This window comes from Heyndrickxia camelliae (genome assembly GCF_002844575.1).
GTDB lineage: Bacteria > Bacillota > Bacilli > Bacillales > Bacillaceae_C > Margalitia > Margalitia camelliae.
On record NZ_PIQO01000001.1, the window covers coordinates 255,101 to 274,362 of the forward strand.

Below are 19,262 nucleotides of genomic sequence, written 5' to 3' on the forward strand. Positions count from 1 at the left end.
GAGTAAATTATGACCGTTGTAATGAAAAAGGTTGAATTGCCTAATGGCGAAACATTAAGTTACCGGGAACGCTTAGGTGGCGAGCAAATAGTTTTATTGATTCATGGAAATATGACCTCTTCTAAGCATTGGGATGTGTTTATCGATAAAATGGATCCCTGCTATAAACTTATAGCAGTCGATCTTAGGGGGTTTGGAGATTCTACTTATCATAAACGAATCACTGGAATTAAGGATTTCTCTGAGGATATCAAGCAATTTGTTGATGCATTAGGACTGAAAGATTTTGCAATAATGGGGTGGTCAACAGGTGGTGCAGTTGGGATGCAGTATGTTGCGGACTATCCTAATGATTGTCAAAAGCTTGTTTTGTTAGCATCAGCGTCTACACGCGGCTATCCGTTTTTTGGAAGCAAGGAGGATGGCAGTCCTGATTTGGAGAGAAGAGTAATGACGATTGAAGAAGTTGAGCGTGATACGGGAAAAACAATTCCGGTTCAAGCGGCCTATGATAACAATGATCGAGAGTTTTTAAAAACACTTTGGAATATGTTGATCTATACGAAAAATCAACCGGATCCATCGTTGTATGAAGAATATGTAGATGATATGAGAACCCAAAGAAATTTAGCGGACGTATATCAAGCCCTAAATACATTTAATATTAGTCCTTTCCATAATGGAGTTAACGAGGGAACCGATCAGGCGAGAAACATACAAATTCCTGTGCTGATTTTAAGAGGAGAAAGGGATTATGTAGTAAGTGAAAAAATGACAAAGGAAATCATTCAGGACATAGGGGAAAATGGCCGGTTTGTAGAATTAAAAGATTGTGGGCATTCACCGTTAATGGATAACTTAGAGTTATTAACGGATATCGTAGGCAAGTTTTTACAAGAGTAGGGGGAATGATCATGCGTTTAAAAGACAAAGTAGCCATTATTACAGGTGCAGCGGGTGGAATTGGATTTGCTGCTGCACAAAGGTTTGCAAAAGAAGGGGCAAAAGTAGTTATTGCTGACTTTAATGAGGCAGAAGGATATGCCAGAGTGGAAGAATTAAAGGCAAGTGGATATGATGTACAGTTTATTCAGGTAGATGTATCCAATCGTGATAGTGTCAATCAAATGGTATCAACTGTGTTAGAAACATACGGAAAAGTGGATATCTTAATAAATAACGCAGGTATTACAAGAGATTCAATGCTAGTTAAAATGAAACAAGAAGATTTTCAAAAAGTACTGGATGTTAATTTAACAGGTGTTTTCAATTGTACGCAAGCGGTTGTTCCTTCTATGGTGGAACAAGGCAAAGGAAAAATTATCAGCACATCTTCTGTAAGTGGTGTGTATGGAAATATTGGTCAAACCAATTATGCCGCTGCAAAAGCTGCCATTATCGGGATGACAAAGTCATGGGCAAAAGAACTTGGCCGCAAAGGAATCAATGTGAATGCAGTTGCTCCTGGATTTACAGAGACCAATATGGTTGCAACTGTACCGGACAAAGTCATTGATTCCATGAAAGCAATGATTCCCTTACAGCGTCTAGGAAAACCGGAAGATATCGCTAATGCATATCTTTATTTAGCATCGGATGAATCGGATTATGTTCATGGTACGGTTCTGCATGTCGATGGTGGGATTATGATGTAAGCAATTTTGAGCGGACCAAGTCGTTTTACGATTTGGTCTTTGCATTTTATTGATTGTAACGGACTCCAGTTCCGCTATATGCTCTAAATCGTCTTTTGCGAACTCAGAATCCTTTATACTGCCAAAAAAAGTGATTTCTCAGTGTTTTTTTCATATAGAGAAATCATTGCCAGCTTAGCTATTAAATTCAGGTAATTTAATAAGAATAGTGGATGCAGTGTCCTGATAAGAAAATGTATTTGCCTTTCTACATTTTAAATATTTTTATAATGTTTTTCTATAAATTCCTTCAATATTTCTCTATGGCTTCCAACCATTTGAGCCGGAAATTGATCTGGCACAAAATATTGAAGCTGAATAGATTCCGTTTTATCGACTGTTATATCTCCCTCTACTTTATTTGTAAAATATGCAACTGTCACTACATAAAATTCATCACCATTTTGTGCCACAGCAAAGTGGTTTGCTCCAGAATAAACATTAATAAGATTTAAATCATGCACCTTTAAGCCGGTTTCTTCGAATACCTCTCTGCTAGCAGTCTCTTCCACGGACTCTGCCAGCTCCATTAATCCTCCCGGAAGTCCCCATACCCCATTAGGAAATGTACGCTGCTGCAGTAAAATTCTTTTTTGCTCGTCCAAAATAATCACTACTGCACCAACAAATATAAGGGGTCGATGACCAACAATAGCTCGTAAATCTTCAATATAACCCATCTTGAATTCTCCTTATTTTCTGTTTTGGAAATGATTCATAAGCCCATTGGATAACCTTGAAAAAACGTCTACATCTAGCTACAGCGTGCTATCGGCTCGTAGATTTCTGCGTATCCTCTCTAGAATAAGTCAATATCAGATAAAAATGAAACTGCTATTTTCACTAGTTTGTGAATTACCACTGCACGGTTTCCTTTACCTGTAGACAAATACTATTCATGATAAAAAATACACTTCCAATTTCACTCATCCATACGCTAGTACGCAGCGCTTGCGCATTTGTTTTAGTATCTCATGTTGTAACTACTTTGTAACGCTTCTAATTAAAATTATAAGAAAGAAAGAAGGGAGAGTCAGCGGTGGAGTTGGATTGGATTTCAAGTCGTGCACGATTAACACCTACAAAAGTTGCATTAATGGATGTGACGAATAATACATCATTAACATATAGCGAATTAAATGAGCAATCGCAAAAGTGGGCATCTCTCTTTATAGAAAAAAAGATTGAAAAAGGGGACAGAGTTGCGTTGCTTGCTGCTAATCAAAAAGAAGTTTTTGAGATAATGTTTGCATGCGGCAAGCTCGGAACCATTTTTGTGCCTTTAAATTGGAGATTATCCATAAATGAATTAAATTATATTCTGGAGGATTGTAACCCCAAGCTATTAATTTACAACGAAAGATTTTCAGAAACGATTTTGCATTTAAAAAGTGAATCAAAAAAATTAGCACTAAATGATTCTAATCAGCTGGAAGAAAAGCGGAATCGGCAATATGCTATTTCCCTTACAGAAACGGATCCATGGCTGATGATATATACTGGTGGAACAACAGGTAAACCTAAAGGAGTTATTTTAACTCATCAATCGATTATCTGGAATGCCATTAATACGATTATTAGCTGGGGGTTATCAAATGATGAGGTAACTCTTAATTATCTTCCTTTGTTCCATACTGGAGGTATTAATGCCTTATCTGTCCCTATTTTAATGAATGGTGGGACAGTAGTGATTGGTGATCAGTTTCAGGCTCATGAGGCTGTCTATTACTTGAACAAATATAAGTGTACTATCGCTTTATTTGTACCTACTATGTACCATATGATGGTCAGTACCAAGGAATTTCAAACATCAACATTCCCAAGTATGAGAGTATTCCTTTCTGGTGCTGCACCATGTCCTTTATCTATTTATGAAAAATTTCTTGCGAAGAGGTTGCCATTTAAAGAAGGTTATGGGTTAACGGAAGCGGGCCCAAATAATTTCTTCATTTCTCCTGAGGAAGCAACATCGAAAATGGGTTCTGTCGGAAAACCAATGGTTTTCAATCAAATTAAGCTTGTGAAGGCGGACGGCACGGAAGCAGATATTGATGAGGTTGGTGAAATTCTCATTAAAGGGAAACACTCCTTTAAGGAATATTGGAATAATCCGGTGGAGACAGCAATTACATGGAAGGATGGCTGGCTTTGTTCAGGAGATTTAGGAAAAAAAGATAAAGATGGATATTATTACATCGTTGGCCGAAAAAAAGATATGATTATCACTGGGGGAGAGAATGTATATCCCCTTGAAATCGAGCATTGGTTATGTGAGCACTCGGATGTAGAGGAAGCCAGTGTTGTTGGTCTTGCAGATGAAAAATGGGGGGAGCGGGTGACCGCATTTATTGTCCTTAAATCAGACCGAATAGGGATGGAGGAAGAGTTAAAAATACACTGCTCACATAAACTAGCAAAATACAAAATTCCCAAGCAGTTTGTGTTCTTAAAAGAATTGCCAAAAACACATATTGGAAAAATTGATAAAAAGCGATTAAGGGAACAATATGAGTCAAGGTGGGAGAACGCATAAATGGATGCGTTCTTTTTAATCTAAATAAATTATTTCCTTCTTTATAGAAAAAAATGAAACAATTCCGTCACATAAATAGTTAATAAAATAAACATTAATTATCCCATGTACATTAAAATTATCATATACCAGAGAAAGATGGAGGTAATGTATACAATGAACAACCACGATATTGATTACAAAATTTACGGTGACGACATGCAATTTGTTGAAGTGGAACTGGATCCACAGGAAACAGTGGTTGCAGAAGCCGGTAGTTTGATGATGATGGAAGATAATATTCAAATGGAAACGATATTTGGTGATGGATCCAGCAGTTCAGGCGGCTTTATGGGGAAATTATTAAATGCCGGTAAACGAATGCTTACAGGTGAAAGCTTGTTCATGACCACCTTTACAAACGAAGGTTATGATAAAAAACATGTATCATTTGCTGCCCCGTATCCGGGAAAAATCATCCCGATGGATTTAAGTGAATTAGGCGGGAAAATCGTTTGTCAAAAGGATGCCTTCTTAGCCGCAGCAAAAGGGGTTTCGGTAGGAATTGAATTTCAGAAAAAGATTGGAACTGGATTCTTCGGTGGAGAAGGATTCATTATGCAAAAGCTCGAAGGTGATGGCTTGGCATTTATTCACGCAGGAGGCACAATTCATAAAAAAGAACTTGCTCCTGGTCAATCACTGCGAGTGGATACAGGATGCTTAGTCGCAATGACGAAGGATGTGGATTACAGCATTGAGTTTGTAAAAGGGGTAAAAACTGCTTTATTTGGTGGAGAAGGTTTATTTTTTGCAACATTAAGAGGACCAGGTACAGTTTGGGTACAATCACTTCCGTTCAGCCGCCTAGCGAGCAGAGTATTTGCTGCGATGCCTCAAGTAGGGGGATCTAAAGATGAGGGAAGTGTCGCAAAGGGATTATTTAATTTATTTGATGGTGATTGATAAAGACGAATAGTCAGAACCAATTATTATATATTCCGTAAGTCTGGAAAAATTCCGGATTTACGGAATTTTCTTTTGGTATTTTCCATATATACGGAATTACTCGCATATCTCTTTCTCTAAGATTATGCACCTTCCATCCTTTTCCTTGATTTCTGTGTTGGCATAAAAATTGCAAAAGTAAAATGTGAAGCGAGCTAACAGAGGAGGTGGAATTAACATAAAAATGCAATCGCTTACTTTTTAGGTAATAAACGGAGTTTTAGGGAGAAATCACAATCAAAAAAGGGGATATCTATGGAAATTATTATTATTCTTTTGGCACTCGGCCTTTTAATGTTTGTTGCGTATCGAGGCTTTTCGGTTATTTTATTTGCTCCTATTTGTGCACTGTTTGCAGTATTGTTAACCGATCCTAGTCATGTTCTTCCTTTCTTTTCCAATGTCTTTATGGAAAAAATGGTTGGGTTTATTAAAAACTATTTTCCGGTCTTTTTACTTGGCGCTATCTTTGGAAAAGTAGTCGAAATGTCCGGACTTGCGGAGTCTATTGCGAAAACAATTGTCAAGATTGTCGGAGCAAAAAGGGCAATCTTTGCGATTGTTCTATTAGGAGCTATATTGACTTTTAGCGGAGTTAGTCTATTTGTTGCGGTTTTTGCTATCTATCCATTTGCAGCACATTTATTCCGGGAAGCAAATATACCAAAACGATTAATTCCTGGAACGATTGCGCTTGGATCGTTTGCTTTTACAATGGATGCATTGCCAGGGACACCGCAAATTCAAAATGTTATTCCTACCTCTTTCTTTAAAACGGATATATATGCTGCTCCAACCCTTGGTATTATCGGATCTATTTTTGTCATAGTTCTTGGACTATTCTATTTGGAATCGAGAAGAAAAAAAGCGGAAAAAGCTGGAGAAGGATATTTTGGATTTAAGAATGAAGAATTGTCTGCAGCAAATGATTCAGGATCTTTATTAAAAACCGATACAAGTACCTTACCAGATTTACATTCAAGCACCTCTGTAGCACGTCAAATTCTAGCCTTTGTTCCGCTGGTACTTGTGGGAGTAATGAATAAAGTGTTTACGATTTTTATTCCAAAATGGTATCCAAATGGATTTGACTTTTCAACCATTGGCTTGAAGGCGTTTGGAACAGTTGATATTTCGTCTGTTGCAGCTATATGGGCAGTCGAGATGGCTCTCATTGTAGGGATTATCACGACTATCTTATACGATTGGAACAGAGTAAAAACAAATTTTAAAGAAGGGCTTAACACCAGCATTGGCGGTGCATTATTAGCAACAATGAACACTGGTGCAGAGTATGGGTTTGGAGGTATTATTGCAGCTTTACCAGGGTTTACTTTAATCAGTAACGGAATATCACATACCTTTACGAATCCTTTAGTAAATGGTGCTGTTACGACTACTACATTAGCAGGTATCACAGGATCTGCCTCAGGAGGAATGGGAATTGCGTTAAGTGCGATGGCCGATAAATACAATGCTGCCATTGCCCAGTTCCATATTCCCCCAGAAGTAATGCACCGTGTCATCGCAATGGCATCAGGCGGTATGGATACACTTCCTCACAATGGGGCAGTAATTACATTGCTGGCTGTTACAGGTCTTACCCATAAACAATCGTACCGAGACATTTTTGCGATTACGATTATTAAAACACTTGCAGTATTTTTCATTATCGCACTTTATAGTATTACAGGTCTTGTTTAATATATAGTTCAAATAAATTAATTCATCTAAAGGAGGAGCTACTATGGGAAATAATTTATCTGAAAAAGTTGCTTTTATTACTGGTTCGGCTAGTGGAATTGGTTTAGAGATTGCCAAGACCTTTGCAAGCGAAGGTGCTAAAGTTGTTATTTCGGATTTAAACGAACAAAAAAGCGAAATAGCCGTTAACCAACTAAGAGAAATTGGGTATACAGCTACCTCCCATCCATGTGACGTTACGAATGAACAGGACTTAACTGCCGTACTTGATGAAACCGTACAGGAATTTGGAAGAATCGACATTCTCGTCAATAATGCCGGCTTGCAGCACGTATCACCGATAGAAGAATTTTCAACCGAAAAATTTGAATTAATGATAAAAATAATGTTAACTGCTCCATTTACAGCGATTAAACATGTATTTCCAATTATGAAGAAACAAAAATACGGACGAATCCTTAACATGGCATCGATAAATGGATTAATTGGGTTTGCTGGCAAAGCTGCATACAATAGTGCTAAGCATGGTGTTATTGGACTTACAAAGGTTGCAGCTTTGGAAGGGGCTGAATATGGAATTACTGTAAATGCCTTGTGTCCTGGATATGTAGATACACCGTTGGTTCGCAATCAGCTGCAGGATTTAGCCAGAACAAGAAATGTTCCTTTTGAAAAAGTAATGGAAGAAGTCATTTATCCACTAGTGCCGCAAAAAAGATTATTGGAGGTTGCGGAAATTGCTGATTATGCAACTTTCTTAGCAAGCGAAAAAGCAAAAGGCGTAACAGGTCAAGCAGTTGTACTGGATGGGGGCTATACTGCACAGTAATTTGAAAAGTAAAAAAATTCTCTCCTGCTCTGATATAATAAAGATAAAAAACTAGAACAGATGGGGAGAAATACGATGAATTTAGGAATCGGCAGACTTCCATTCAAGTGGTTAGATGAAATTGTCAATCTAGCAGCAGAAAGAATTGTTGTGGTGGATCGTGATGGTATTATTCGTTATATCAATCCAGCATACTGCGAGTTTCTTGGCACTACGGTTGAGAAAGCAACCGATCAACCGGTGCAGGATATTATCGAAAACTCGAGAATGCATATTGTAGCGAAAACAGGACAAGCGGAACTTGCTGCTATTCAACCTATTAATAATAGTGAAATGATTGCTAATCGCTATCCTCTCTATATAGAGGAAGAATTAGTTGGAGCAGTTGGTACTGTCATGTTTAAAAATCCTCAAGAGTGGTGGGAGTATTCGAAGAAAGTGCAGCCACTCCTTGAGGAGTTAAACTATTATAAAAATAACTTTGAGAAGGGTTTAACTAGTAAATACACATTCGCAGATTTAATTGGTTCAAGCCCTGAATTTGTCAAATCTAAAATGCTTGCTGAAAAAATATCTGTCCATCACTCGGCTGTATTATTAATAGGAGAATCAGGAACCGGAAAGGAATTATTTGCCCATGCTATTCACCAAAATAGTCCCAGACAGCATTTCCCTTTAGTCCGAATCAATTGTGCATCGATACCAGAACATCTCTTGGAGTCCGAATTATTTGGATATGAGGAAGGGGCATTTACTGGCGCGAAGAGAGGAGGAAAAAAGGGGAAGTTCGAACTAGCAAACCATGGGACGATTTTTTTAGATGAAATAGGGGATATGCCTTTAGCTATGCAAAGTAAACTTCTGCGAGTACTGCAAGAAAAAGAAATAGAACGGGTAGGAGGCCAAACTCCAATATTCATTGATGTAAGAATTATTGCTGCAACTCATCGAAATTTAGAAAAAATGGTTGAGGAAGGTAAATTTCGTCAAGATTTATATTATCGGTTAAATGTGATAAAAATTGAAATTCCTCCTTTGAAAAATCGCAAGGAAGATATTCCTGCCATTGCTGCAAACCTTTTGAAGAAACTCGAAAGTAAGTTCCATAGACAAGGGATCGAAATGTCTTTTGAAGTTTTAAATAAATTGATGAATCATAAATGGCCAGGTAATATTCGCGAATTAGAAAATGTACTAGAACGTGCAATAAATGTGTTAGACGGTACAGGCAAAATAGAAATGAAACATCTACCATTATATTTACAAGACGATGAGATTTATATGAATGGATACCAGGTTTTACATAAAGAAAATAATCCACATACTATAGATAAGGCAGACACAGTCCGGCCATTAAAGGAAACACTGGCATTTGTAGAAAAACAAGCTATAATGAATGCTTTAAAAATATCAAACGGTAATAAACAGCAAGCTGCAAAATTATTGGGCATTGGAAAAACAAAATTATACGATAAATGTAAATTGTATCAAATTAAGTAGCATAGATGTGCTGCTTTTTTCTTTTCACCTTATTAGTAATTGCGATTTTAGAAGGAAAATAGTATTGTATATAACAAGAATATATGTTCTTATTTTTGGAGAATAAGAAGGTATAAATTATTACTGAATATAGTCACTTACCAGCTTCAGACCCTATTGGATTTCTCCGGTTCCTCCGTGAAATTGAAGCAACAATTCACTAGTTCATGAACTGCTTCAGCATGGTTTCCATTATCTCCATTCGAAGACTCCGAAATTCGTTCGGTAAGAGCTGCGCGGATGAGCTTTTGTTATATCCAGTTTTTTTATAAGAAAATCTGCGGATGATTATATTATAATAGATACATATGGAAAGATCGGTCTTGTTTAGAGAGGAGATGAAGAATATGTCTGTACGTTTTGTAATTGGGCGCACGGGGACAGGAAAGTCAAAGCTTTTTATTGATGAAATAACGGAAAAACTGAAAGAATCTCCTAGCGGTGATTCGCTTATTTATTTAGTCCCAGATCAGATGACATTTTTATCTGAATATCGCCTCATCAATACCCCAGGATTAAAAGGGATGATTCGTGCCCAGGTATTCAGTTTAACAAGGTTAGCCTGGCGTATATTACAAGAGACAGGTGGTATAAGCAGAAAGCATATTTCTAGTGCTGGCCTTAATATGCTTATTCGCAAAATAATTAAGGATAAAAAAGACCATTTGAAAATTTTTGGACGAGCAGCCGACAAAACAGGTTTCATTGACCAAATGGAAAAGATGTTAACTGAATTTAAACGTTATTGCATCAAGCCTGAAGAACTGTTGCTGGAAAACATGGATGCCCCTAATTCCTTGCAGGATAAATTACATGATTTAGAATTGATTTTTCATCATTTTGAAGAAACATTGTTTGGAAAATATTTAGATACAGACGATTATATGAGGCTATTAGCTGAATCAATCGCAAAATCTACATATTTGCAAAATGCGGAGATTTTTATTGATGGTTTTCATAGTTTTACACCACAGGAATATATGGTAATTGCCCAATTGATGAAATCATGTAAACGGGTCTCTATTGCCTTAACACTTGATCAACCTTTTCGTGAATCTGCACCAGATGAATTGCATTTATTTCGGATGACTGGAGAGACATATAATACCTTATATGAGATGGCAGTTAATATTCAAGCGGTAATAGAGGACGACGTCATTCTTACCCAAGCACATCGGTATGAAAATAAGGGTATTCAATACTTAGAGTCAGTATTTGATAAACGGCCGGTACCTTCATACAAGGAGGAAACGGACATCAACATTCTCCATTCTGCTAACCGCCGAGCAGAAATGGAAGGTATTGCACGTGAAATCCGCAGGCTTGTCAGGACAAATAACTATCGCTATTTGGATTTTGCTATTTTAGTTCGAAACGGGCAGGATTATCAGGATGTGATGGAAACAGTATTCTTTGATTATGAAATTCCTTATTTCATTGACCAGAAAAGGCCAATGTTTCATCATCCTTTAATAGAATTAATACGTTCTTCCTTAGAAATTATCAATAGCAACTGGCGTTATGAGTCCGTGTTTCGTGCAGTAAAAACAGATTTACTATTCCCACTAGATAGTAATCGCCATGAGCTCCGCGAGAAAATGGACCGGCTGGAGAACTATGTATTAGCATATGGAATTAAAGGTAATAAGTGGGTGAATAAGGAAAGATGGACATACCGACGAATTAGAGGCCTAGAATTAGAAAATCTTCCGCAAACAGATGCAGAAAAACAAATTGAACATGAACTGAATGAATTGCGACTATTCATCTCTGCTCCTGTAAATCGGTTATCGCGACGATTGAAAAATGCTAAAAATGGACAGGAGCTCTGTGAAGCCTTATATCTCTACCTTGAAGAGCTTGATATCCCTGCAAAATTAGAAAGATTATGTCTTTCTGCGGAAGAAAAAGGTGATCTCGTCTCGGCTAGGGAGCATGACCAAGCATGGAACGCTGTAATTGATTTAATCGATCAATTTGTTGATATATTTGGACAAGAAATCATATCCTTGAAGGAATTTGCTCTCATAATAGATTCTGGATTAGAGGCAATGAAGTTTTCTCTTGTTCCGCCCGCAATGGACCAAGTTCTAGTTGCAAATCTTGAATTATCGCGTCTTTCAGATATCAAAGTAGCATTTGTGATTGGTCTAAATGATGGGATCATGCCAGCAAGAATGAATGAAGAAGGAATATTAGCAGATTCCGATCGAGAAAGCTTGCTACAAAACGGAATAAAAATCGCTCCAAGCAGCAAAGCAAGGCTGCTCGACGAAGAGTTTCTTGCATATAAAGCATTTACAACACCTTCCCATCATTTATTCTTGTCTTATCCTTTAGCAAATGAAGAAGGGAAGGCATTATTACCTTCACCATATTTAAAAAGAATAAGAGAGATATTTCCAAATGTATTGGAAAAAACGGTAGTAAACGATCCATCTGAAATAAATTTTCTTGAACAACTTGAGTATGTTTCCCATCCAAATACAGCGATTGCCTTTTTAACTTCACAACTTCAGCAAAAGAAACGTGGGTATCCAGTACCGGACTTTTGGTGGGATGTTTATAATTATTATATTAAGAGTCCTAACTGGAAGCAGCAAACTGTTCATATTTTATCAAGTCTCTTTTATCAAAATAAAGCAAAACAGTTAACGGAAGAAACAAGTGCGGAATTATACGGAGATAAAATCTTGGCAAGTGTATCCCGGATGGAGCTATTCCATGGTTGTCCATTTTCACACTTTGCATCTCATGGACTAAAATTAAGAGAAAGACAGACATTTAAATTAGAAGCACCCGATATCGGTGATTTATTTCATGGTGCACTAAAATGGATTTCCGATGAAATTGGAAAGCACGGATTATCTTGGAAGTCTTTAACAAAAGATCAATGTAATGCATTAGCGAAAGAGGCAGTGGCGTTTTTGGCTCCAAAATTGCAGCATCAAATTCTTCTTAGCTCTAATCGTCATCATTATATTAGACGAAAGCTTGAACAAGTAATCGGGCGTGCTTCTCTTGTGTTAAGTCAACAGGCGAAACAAAGCGGTTTTACACCCATTGGGATGGAGCTTGATTTCGGAGCCAAGTCCGCATTGCCTCCTCTTACTTTTACATTGAGGAATGGAACAAAGATGGAACTGCAAGGACGAATTGACCGTGTTGATAAGGCACAGGATGAAAATGGTGTTTATTTAAGAGTGATAGACTATAAGTCTAGTGCGAGAACCTTGGACTTGACAGAAGTGTATTATGGCTTGGCATTACAAATGCTTACCTACTTAGATATTGTCGTGACTAATTCTCAAACTTTAATAGGCACCGAAGGAGTTCCAGCAGGAGTCTTATATTTCCACCTCCATAATCCGATCGTCAAGAGCAATAAAATTTTAACGTTGGAAGAAATTGAGGAAGAAATTTTTAAGAGCTTTAAAATGAAGGGATTAATGTTAGACGATGCGCAAGTGGTTAAATTAATGGATGAGTCATTAGAAACAGGCACATCTAAAATTGTATCAGCGGAGTTAAAAAAAGATGGAACATTATCGGCACGTTCACAAGTTGCCGGGAAGGAGGATTTTAAAATCCTTCACCGTTACGTTCGGAACCTTTATAAAGAATCAGGGAATGCCATTTCATCTGGTATTGTAGATATTAATCCATATCAATTGAAAAAACGCACCCCATGTGAGTTTTGTTCGTTTAAATCGGTTTGTCAATTTGATCAATCATTAGAAGATAATCAATATAGAATTTTATCACAAGAGAAGCCAAGCGATTTACTGAATTTAATACGAGAGGAGGTCTTGAATGGTGAAGACAATCATTCCAATGAAGCCGGCTGATTCCACATGGACAGATGATCAATGGAAAGCAATTATGGCAAAGGATCAAAATATATTGGTTGCAGCAGCAGCCGGATCAGGAAAAACTGCTGTACTTGTGGAAAGGATTATTCAAAAAATCATTTCTAAAGACGATCCAATAGATGTCGATCAATTATTGGTAGTAACTTTTACTAACGCATCTGCTGCAGAAATGCGTCATCGCATTGGGGAAGCATTAGAAAAAGAAATTGAAATGAACCCTTCATCAGGTAGGCTGAGAAAGCAGCTAACATTGTTAAATAAAGCATCTATTTCTACCCTTCATTCATTCTGTTTGGAAGTAATCCGTAAATACTATTATTTAATAGATATTGATCCGGGATTTCGAATTGCAGATGAGACGGAAAGAGAAGTGCTTTTGGATGAGTGTTTAGACGACCTATTTGAAACGGAATATGGAAAAGAAAATAATGAGGCTTTCTTCCGATTGGTAGATACATTTACGAATGACCGCAGTGATACAGCACTACAAGAATTAGTTAGCAAATTATATGATTTTTCAAGATCCCATCCAAATCCCGATAAATGGCTTGATCAATTGGTAGAAATGTACAATGTTACAGAAGACATGGATATTGATCAACTGCCGTTTATGGATGTACTGAGGTTTGATATTTCTCAACAACTGGAAGGTGCTAAAAGCTTGTTGGAAGAAGCATATGAAATGACAAAACTGCCAGGAGGACCGGCACCACGAGCGGAAAACTATCTGGATGATATGGAAGTTGTTAGTACAGTCCTAAAACAAGTTAACGGTCCATGGGATCAACTTTATGAGGCAATGAATAATTGGACGTTCGGTCGGGCTAAGCCATGCAAAGGTGACGAATATAATAAAGATCTAGTGAAAGCAGCGGATGCCCTAAGGAAAAAAGCGAAAGAAACACTGGAAAAAATACGTGAAGAACTTTTCTCACGTAAACCTTCTTATTTCTTAAAAGATATGCGTGAAATGAGAGATGTTATTGATACTCTTGTGTTGACTGTAAAAGAATTTGGCAAAAAGTTCGAGCAAATAAAAATGGAAAAAGGTTTGGTAGACTTTACCGATATCGAGCATTACTGTCTTGGCATATTAGGAATAATAAAAGAGGATGGTATTACAATGAAACCATCTGAGGCCGCACTTGATTATCGAAAACAATTTAGAGAAGTGTTAGTGGACGAGTACCAGGATACAAATATGGTACAGGAAACCATTTTAAAACTTGTCACACATGATGGCGATGAAAATGGCAATCTATTTATGGTTGGAGATGTAAAACAATCGATCTACCGCTTTCGTTTGGCAGAACCAAACCTATTCCTAAATAAATATAACCGATTTTCACCGCTTGGAGAAAATACAGGATTAAGGATTGATTTATCAAAGAACTTTAGAAGTCGGCATGAGGTACTTTCGGGAACGAACTTCCTCTTTAAACAAATCATGGGTGAAAAGGTCGGCGAAATTAATTATGATCCGCAGGCTGAGCTTGTGAAAGGCGCGTCATATCCAGAAGACACACCTTATCCAATTGAAGTAGCTTTCATTGATTTAGAGGAATCAAAAGGCGATGAAACAGATGAAAGTATGGATCTGAATGATCAATTTGATAAAGTGGATCTGGAAAAATCACAGCTTGAAGCACGTTTCATAGCCAAGAAAATAAAAAAACTAATAAATGAGCAGAAGGAAGTATTTAATCCTAAAACCGGCACATATAGACCAATTCAATATCGTGATATTGTTATTTTACTTCGTTCCATGGCGTGGGCTCCGGAAATTATGGAGGAATTTAAATTAGCAGGTATTCCTATATATGCCAACCTTTCAACCGGCTATTTTGAAGCAACGGAAGTCAATATTATTATGTCTTTATTAAAAGTCATTGATAATCCATATCAAGACATCCCGCTTGCAGGGGTGTTAAGATCCCCAATTGTTGGATTGGATGAAGAACAGTTGGCAATCGTTCGAATTCAAAACAAGCAAGGAACATTTTACGAAGCTCTAGTCTCATTTTTGCAGGAGCGCCCAACAGCTGAAAAAGAAGAATTATATGAAAAATTAAGGTGTTTTACAGAAAAGTTAAATAGTTGGAGGGATAATGCACGTGTAGGTGCGTTATCAGAACTACTATGGCAAATATATCGGGACACCCATTTTTATGACTTTGTAGGGGGCTTGCCAGGTGGGAAACAGAGACAAGCAAATCTGAGGGCTTTATACGATCGCGCCAGACAATATGAGTCTACCTCTTTTAGAGGATTATTCCGCTTTTTGCGATTTATTGAAAGAATGCAAGAGAAGGGCAAAGATCTTGGTGCAGCGCGTGCGATAAGTGAACAAGAAGATGTGGTGCGGATGATGACCATTCACTCTAGTAAAGGTTTGGAATTTCCAATCGTATTTGTTGCAGGATTATCGCGAAAATTTAATATGATGGATGTTCAGCATTCGTACTTATTTGATAAGGAATTAGGTTTTGCATGCAGGTATATGAATGTGGACAAAAGAATTACGTATCCTTCATTACCACAGCTTGCCTTTAAAAGAAAGAAAAAGTTGGAGACATTGTCCGAGGAAATGCGTGTCCTTTATGTTGCATTAACGAGGGCAAAAGAAAAATTGTATTTGGTCAGTACTTTAAAAAGTGTTCAAAAGTCGATTGCAAAGTGGGAAAAAAATCATTCGCATCTTGAATGGTTATTAAGGGATGACGTACGTGCAAGAGCTACATCCTATATAGATTGGATAGGGCCGGCATTAGTTCGCCACATTGATTCACCTTTTGCAGAAGGGCGGGAATATATAGCCGAAGAAATTTGGAACCATCCGTCAAAATGGGATATTCAAATTCATTCTAAAAATGATTTTATCCAAATGGAAAACATTCAGAAGGAAAAAATGAATTGGAAGGAAATGGTTAAATCTGGTAATGTGATGAACGTTGAAACAGAAAATAACGGACAAATAGCTGAATGGTTAAATTGGTCCTATTCTCATAAGGCTTCTACAATAAGACGTTCAAAACAATCTGTTTCCGAGGTGAAACGGATGTATGAAGTAAGAGATGAGGCTTCTAGTTCTGAAATAATGAAAGCATTTGAAAAGCCTATATCAGGACGTCCGAGATTTATGAGTGAGAAGAAATTAACTCCCGCCGAAAAGGGAACAGTCTTGCATATGGTAATGCAGCATGTGCCACTAAATGAATTGCCAACAGTAGATTGCATTGAAACATTATTGGAAGATATGGTAAAGAAAGAGCTTCTTACAAGTGAGCAAATTAGTGTGGTCCAACCGGAAAATATTATTCGATTTTTTGAGACAGAATTAGGACAGTTAATGTTAAAATCGAAAGCCGTAAAAAGGGAGGTACCTTTCAGTTTAGCAATACCAGCCACTGAAATGTATCAAGAGGATTCATTAACAGACGAGTCTATCCTGATTCAAGGGGTTATCGATTGTTTGATAGAAGAGAAGGATCATATTATTTTGCTTGATTACAAAACGGATGGAATTCACGACCGCTACAAGGGTGGATTTGAAGAAGCGAAGCCCGTTTTGGAAAAAAGATATAAAACGCAGCTCGATTTTTACGAAAGAGCTCTCCAAGATATTATACAGAAACCTGTCAAAGGCAAATATCTCTATTTCTTTGACGGCGGCCATCTCTTACAGTTGTGAGGGATAAGGGACAGGTCCCTTTTCCTAAAAACTATTCTTAAGAAAATAGTAAGGCATTGATCTCGTGCAGGATCAATGCCTTTAAAATAATAAAGTTCTATTATAACATAAATATTTAAATCTATGTCTTGCTTCCGGCTAGCGAATTTCTACGTCTATTCTCTCCGATAAGTCAACATCAGGTGAAAATGGAAGTAATATTTTTACTTGTAAAAGTACATTTCCAATTTCATTCATCCACAAGCCGACGGGCAACGCGCAAGTGTTTTTCTTAATTATTCGCAATGGTCGGCTGGTCAACTAAGGAGTAATTAAATGTGTTATTTAGGCTAAGAAAATTATTGTTCAGTACTATTCCTGCAGTTGTAAATGCTCCTGCACCTGATGAGACTTTTGTACTTGTTTTTGGTGATGTAAAGGCGGAATCGCCAAACTGCATGACACCGCCTCCCATATTTACAATCTGTAATGGCCCAATAATTGCAGGCATAAAAAACATCCTTTATCATTTATTCTTCTTGTTCCACATTCTATGCACAAATCTTTCTGGACGTTCATACCTCTGGCCTACTTTTTAGTTGACGAACGTGATGTACTCTTGATTCTAGATAAGCATCCTTTATCGAACCTACGTGAAAAATCGAACTGGAGGATATCCCTATAATATTAATGTGATCTACTCTTATTACTGGATCTAGATTATAACGATGAAATTGAATATTCACCGTAATGGGAGGAAGGGGAATTACTTCGCTAAAGATGGGAAAGTCATCAAAAGAAACTTCAAATCCAAAATATAATTCTTCCTCACGTTGAACGGCAAATGCTCTAGAATAAGCCTTAATATGAGTGGTATCCCCAATTCGAACATTTGAGCCAAATACTACATCGTTAATACTTATTTCTTGAACGACTGAATTTCTGACCCCATCCATTCTTTATCCTCTCGGTACAAATGGTACAAATGGGCCGATAATAAGGGACTCGGCAGGGGTATCAAATGTAGATGCCTGCTGTATAGTTTCTGCGTCCCCAATCATAAATAAGGCAGAACTGGCAATACCAATTATTTCGATATTTTCAACATGTAATTCCCGATTTATAACATTAAGTTCCATTTGTATTTCCTCCGTTTATATTGTTTGGAAGCTTTGAAATAAACATGAAGATAGCTTGATCAATATCAGTCTTCATCTTTTGATAAACTTGGTTTAATAATTCTTCTTTTGACATATTTCCGAGATTTTGCCCAGCCAAAATATTAAGATAATGATCAACTCTTTGAGGTATTTGTTTATGAAGATCATCCATAATAAAATCCCTATATTGTTGATCAAGAGTAATTCCCAATTGTTGTTCTGTATCAGATATCACTGTGTGAATATCATTTCCAACATAATGATTTAATCTGTTTATTAATTCCTGTTTGAAAGCCGGTTCTGAAACCATCGATGCTGAGTTAGTATTGTTATTGGGAATCTCCATATCTTCTATCTTTTCTGACAAGTCTGCAGGGTTTAATCCGATGTTTAAAGTTCCATCCAATCTTTCAATCTTTAATTGATCAAATTTATATTCCAATCTTTCCACATTTATTGGAGGCTTTTCTTTCAAAGAATCAACCTCTGTTTTTAATTCCTTCACCATTTTTTCAAATTTTGTTATTCTTTTTTCTTGTTGATGGATATATTGATAAAGTTGTTGAATATATGCATGAATATCTACCATTATAAAAACCTCTCTTTTTATCAATATAGATCCTTATGTGCAATGGTTAAAAAATCCAATATATTGGATGGAAGCTGTGCGACTCGAAGCAATGATTTATCTAGGACCTGGGGATGTTTGAAAAGGTACAAGAAATGCTGTTTGCGATTCAGCACCCGTCGTTGCCCCTACACGCGGCGCAGGTCTGATAAATCCTCCAGTATTATATAAATAGGAGGCGGGTTTAATAATTCCGGCACTACCTATTTGAAAAACCGATGAATTGGAAATACCACCTATTTTAATCATCCGAATTTGAATGGTCTGTTGCAAATAAATTTTCATGGGGTTCCACCTTTTGTACAGAGAATAAGAACATTTTCGTATTTAAAATAGTAGAATTAGTAAACCAATGGGCAAGTAGTCTATTTTTATCATTAGAAATTTAAGAAGTTACCTTGATCCACTCCATCCATATCAAATGTATTAGTCGAAGATTGTTCATTTCGTATGGATAATGTTTCTCCGGTGTTAAACGATCCGGCGCCAGCAAAGGTTTTTACAGATGCATTTGGTATAATTTGAAATACATCACCAATATTAAATACACCGCTCGATCCAATATTCATAATTTGAACGGCACCGACAAATCCAGGCATTACCGTTCACATCCTTTGGAATAAAATTAATGGTTTAAATAGGCATT

16 protein-coding genes are annotated in these 19,262 nt (G+C 37.1%); 9 read left to right on the forward strand and 7 right to left on the reverse strand.

Annotated elements, in window-relative coordinates:
• Positions 1–9 precede the first annotated feature (9 nt).
• Together phaZ and fabG are read left to right on the forward strand one after the other, a co-directional pair.
• Complete coding sequence (gene phaZ / locus CWO92_RS01255; protein ID WP_101352367.1) at positions 10–903, forward strand: intracellular short-chain-length polyhydroxyalkanoate depolymerase; 894 nt, start codon at positions 10–12, stop codon at positions 901–903.
• Positions 904–914: 11 nt separating this feature from the next.
• Positions 915–1,655: a 3-oxoacyl-ACP reductase FabG gene (fabG, locus tag CWO92_RS01260; protein ID WP_101352368.1), complete on the forward strand. Its 741-nt coding sequence runs from the start codon at positions 915–917 to the stop codon at positions 1,653–1,655.
• Positions 1,656–1,909: 254 nt separating this feature from the next.
• Here fabG and CWO92_RS01265 read toward each other — a convergent pair whose 3' ends face one another.
• On the reverse strand, positions 1,910–2,374 hold the full coding sequence (locus CWO92_RS01265; protein ID WP_101352369.1) for an NUDIX hydrolase: 465 nt from the start codon (positions 2,372–2,374) through the stop codon (positions 1,910–1,912).
• Between the two features lie 359 nt (positions 2,375–2,733).
• On the opposite strand from CWO92_RS01265, the gene CWO92_RS01270 reads away from it, so the two are divergent.
• The 7 genes from CWO92_RS01270 to addA all read left to right on the forward strand — a co-directional run bounded on the left by CWO92_RS01270 (position 2,734) and on the right by addA (position 16,849).
• Positions 2,734–4,227: an acyl-CoA synthetase gene (locus CWO92_RS01270; RefSeq protein ID WP_268877572.1), complete on the forward strand. Its 1,494-nt coding sequence runs from the start codon at positions 2,734–2,736 to the stop codon at positions 4,225–4,227.
• Positions 4,228–4,383: 156 nt separating this feature from the next.
• Positions 4,384–5,172: a TIGR00266 family protein gene (locus CWO92_RS01275; protein ID WP_101352370.1), complete on the forward strand. Its 789-nt coding sequence runs from the start codon at positions 4,384–4,386 to the stop codon at positions 5,170–5,172.
• A gap of 297 nt (positions 5,173–5,469) precedes the next feature.
• Complete coding sequence (locus CWO92_RS01280; protein WP_101352371.1) at positions 5,470–6,918, forward strand: GntP family permease; 1,449 nt, start codon at positions 5,470–5,472, stop codon at positions 6,916–6,918.
• Between the two features lie 43 nt (positions 6,919–6,961).
• A complete protein-coding gene (locus CWO92_RS01285) occupies positions 6,962–7,747 on the forward strand; it encodes a 3-hydroxybutyrate dehydrogenase (protein WP_101352372.1) in 786 nt (261 codons plus the stop codon).
• A gap of 75 nt (positions 7,748–7,822) precedes the next feature.
• On the forward strand, positions 7,823–9,247 hold the full coding sequence (locus tag CWO92_RS01290) for a sigma-54 interaction domain-containing protein (protein WP_101352373.1): 1,425 nt from the start codon (positions 7,823–7,825) through the stop codon (positions 9,245–9,247).
• A 386-nt stretch (positions 9,248–9,633) separates the two neighbouring features.
• Positions 9,634–13,134, forward strand: coding sequence for a helicase-exonuclease AddAB subunit AddB (gene addB, locus CWO92_RS01295; RefSeq protein ID WP_101352374.1), 3,501 nt, complete (start codon positions 9,634–9,636; stop codon positions 13,132–13,134).
• Positions 13,100–16,849: a helicase-exonuclease AddAB subunit AddA gene (addA, locus tag CWO92_RS01300; RefSeq protein ID WP_235851544.1), complete on the forward strand. Its 3,750-nt coding sequence runs from the start codon at positions 13,100–13,102 to the stop codon at positions 16,847–16,849. Before addB ends, addA begins: the two co-directional genes overlap by 35 nt.
• 271 nt (positions 16,850–17,120) lie before the next feature.
• On the opposite strand, the gene CWO92_RS01305 is transcribed toward addA, so the two are convergent.
• From CWO92_RS01305 to CWO92_RS01330, 6 genes are all read right to left on the reverse strand, one after another.
• Positions 17,121–17,339 (reverse strand): spore germination protein, encoded by a 219-nt coding sequence (locus CWO92_RS01305; RefSeq protein WP_101352375.1) that lies wholly within the window; start codon positions 17,337–17,339, stop codon positions 17,121–17,123.
• 64 nt (positions 17,340–17,403) lie between these two features.
• Entirely contained in the window at positions 17,404–17,784 is a 381-nt protein-coding gene (locus CWO92_RS01310) for a spore germination protein GerPE (RefSeq protein ID WP_101352376.1), read from the reverse strand.
• A gap of 3 nt (positions 17,785–17,787) precedes the next feature.
• Complete coding sequence (locus CWO92_RS01315; RefSeq protein ID WP_101352377.1) at positions 17,788–17,967, reverse strand: spore germination protein GerPD; 180 nt, start codon at positions 17,965–17,967, stop codon at positions 17,788–17,790.
• Positions 17,957–18,577, reverse strand: coding sequence for a spore germination protein GerPC (gene gerPC / locus CWO92_RS01320; RefSeq protein WP_101352378.1), 621 nt, complete (start codon positions 18,575–18,577; stop codon positions 17,957–17,959). The genes CWO92_RS01315 and gerPC overlap by 11 nt, the downstream gene beginning before the upstream one ends.
• Before the next feature lie 96 nt (positions 18,578–18,673).
• Positions 18,674–18,901: a spore germination protein GerPB gene (locus tag CWO92_RS01325; RefSeq protein WP_101352379.1), complete on the reverse strand. Its 228-nt coding sequence runs from the start codon at positions 18,899–18,901 to the stop codon at positions 18,674–18,676.
• 92 nt (positions 18,902–18,993) lie between these two features.
• Positions 18,994–19,215, reverse strand: coding sequence for a spore germination protein (locus CWO92_RS01330; protein ID WP_101352380.1), 222 nt, complete (start codon positions 19,213–19,215; stop codon positions 18,994–18,996).
• Positions 19,216–19,262: the final 47 nt, after the last annotated feature.

What these genes read in the sequence shown, in the direction of transcription:
- phaZ (WP_101352367.1), top strand. Translation starts at nt 10, where the DNA reads ATGACCGTTGTAATGAAAAAGGTTGAATTGCCTAATGGCGAAACATTA.
- fabG (WP_101352368.1), top strand. Translation starts at nt 915, where the DNA reads ATGCGTTTAAAAGACAAAGTAGCCATTATTACAGGTGCAGCGGGTGGA.
- CWO92_RS01265 (WP_101352369.1), bottom strand. Translation starts at nt 2,374, where the DNA reads ATGGGTTATATTGAAGATTTACGAGCTATTGTTGGTCATCGACCCCTT.
- CWO92_RS01275 (WP_101352370.1), top strand. Translation starts at nt 4,384, where the DNA reads ATGAACAACCACGATATTGATTACAAAATTTACGGTGACGACATGCAA.
- CWO92_RS01280 (WP_101352371.1), top strand. Translation starts at nt 5,470, where the DNA reads ATGGAAATTATTATTATTCTTTTGGCACTCGGCCTTTTAATGTTTGTT.
- CWO92_RS01285 (WP_101352372.1), top strand. Translation starts at nt 6,962, where the DNA reads ATGGGAAATAATTTATCTGAAAAAGTTGCTTTTATTACTGGTTCGGCT.
- CWO92_RS01290 (WP_101352373.1), top strand. Translation starts at nt 7,823, where the DNA reads ATGAATTTAGGAATCGGCAGACTTCCATTCAAGTGGTTAGATGAAATT.
- addB (WP_101352374.1), top strand. Translation starts at nt 9,634, where the DNA reads ATGTCTGTACGTTTTGTAATTGGGCGCACGGGGACAGGAAAGTCAAAG.
- addA (WP_235851544.1), top strand. Translation starts at nt 13,100, where the DNA reads ATGGTGAAGACAATCATTCCAATGAAGCCGGCTGATTCCACATGGACA.
- CWO92_RS01305 (WP_101352375.1), bottom strand. Translation starts at nt 17,339, where the DNA reads ATGCCTGCAATTATTGGGCCATTACAGATTGTAAATATGGGAGGCGGT.
- CWO92_RS01310 (WP_101352376.1), bottom strand. Translation starts at nt 17,784, where the DNA reads ATGGATGGGGTCAGAAATTCAGTCGTTCAAGAAATAAGTATTAACGAT.
- CWO92_RS01315 (WP_101352377.1), bottom strand. Translation starts at nt 17,967, where the DNA reads ATGGAACTTAATGTTATAAATCGGGAATTACATGTTGAAAATATCGAA.
- gerPC (WP_101352378.1), bottom strand. Translation starts at nt 18,577, where the DNA reads ATGGTAGATATTCATGCATATATTCAACAACTTTATCAATATATCCAT.
- CWO92_RS01325 (WP_101352379.1), bottom strand. Translation starts at nt 18,901, where the DNA reads ATGAAAATTTATTTGCAACAGACCATTCAAATTCGGATGATTAAAATA.
- CWO92_RS01330 (WP_101352380.1), bottom strand. Translation starts at nt 19,215, where the DNA reads ATGCCTGGATTTGTCGGTGCCGTTCAAATTATGAATATTGGATCGAGC.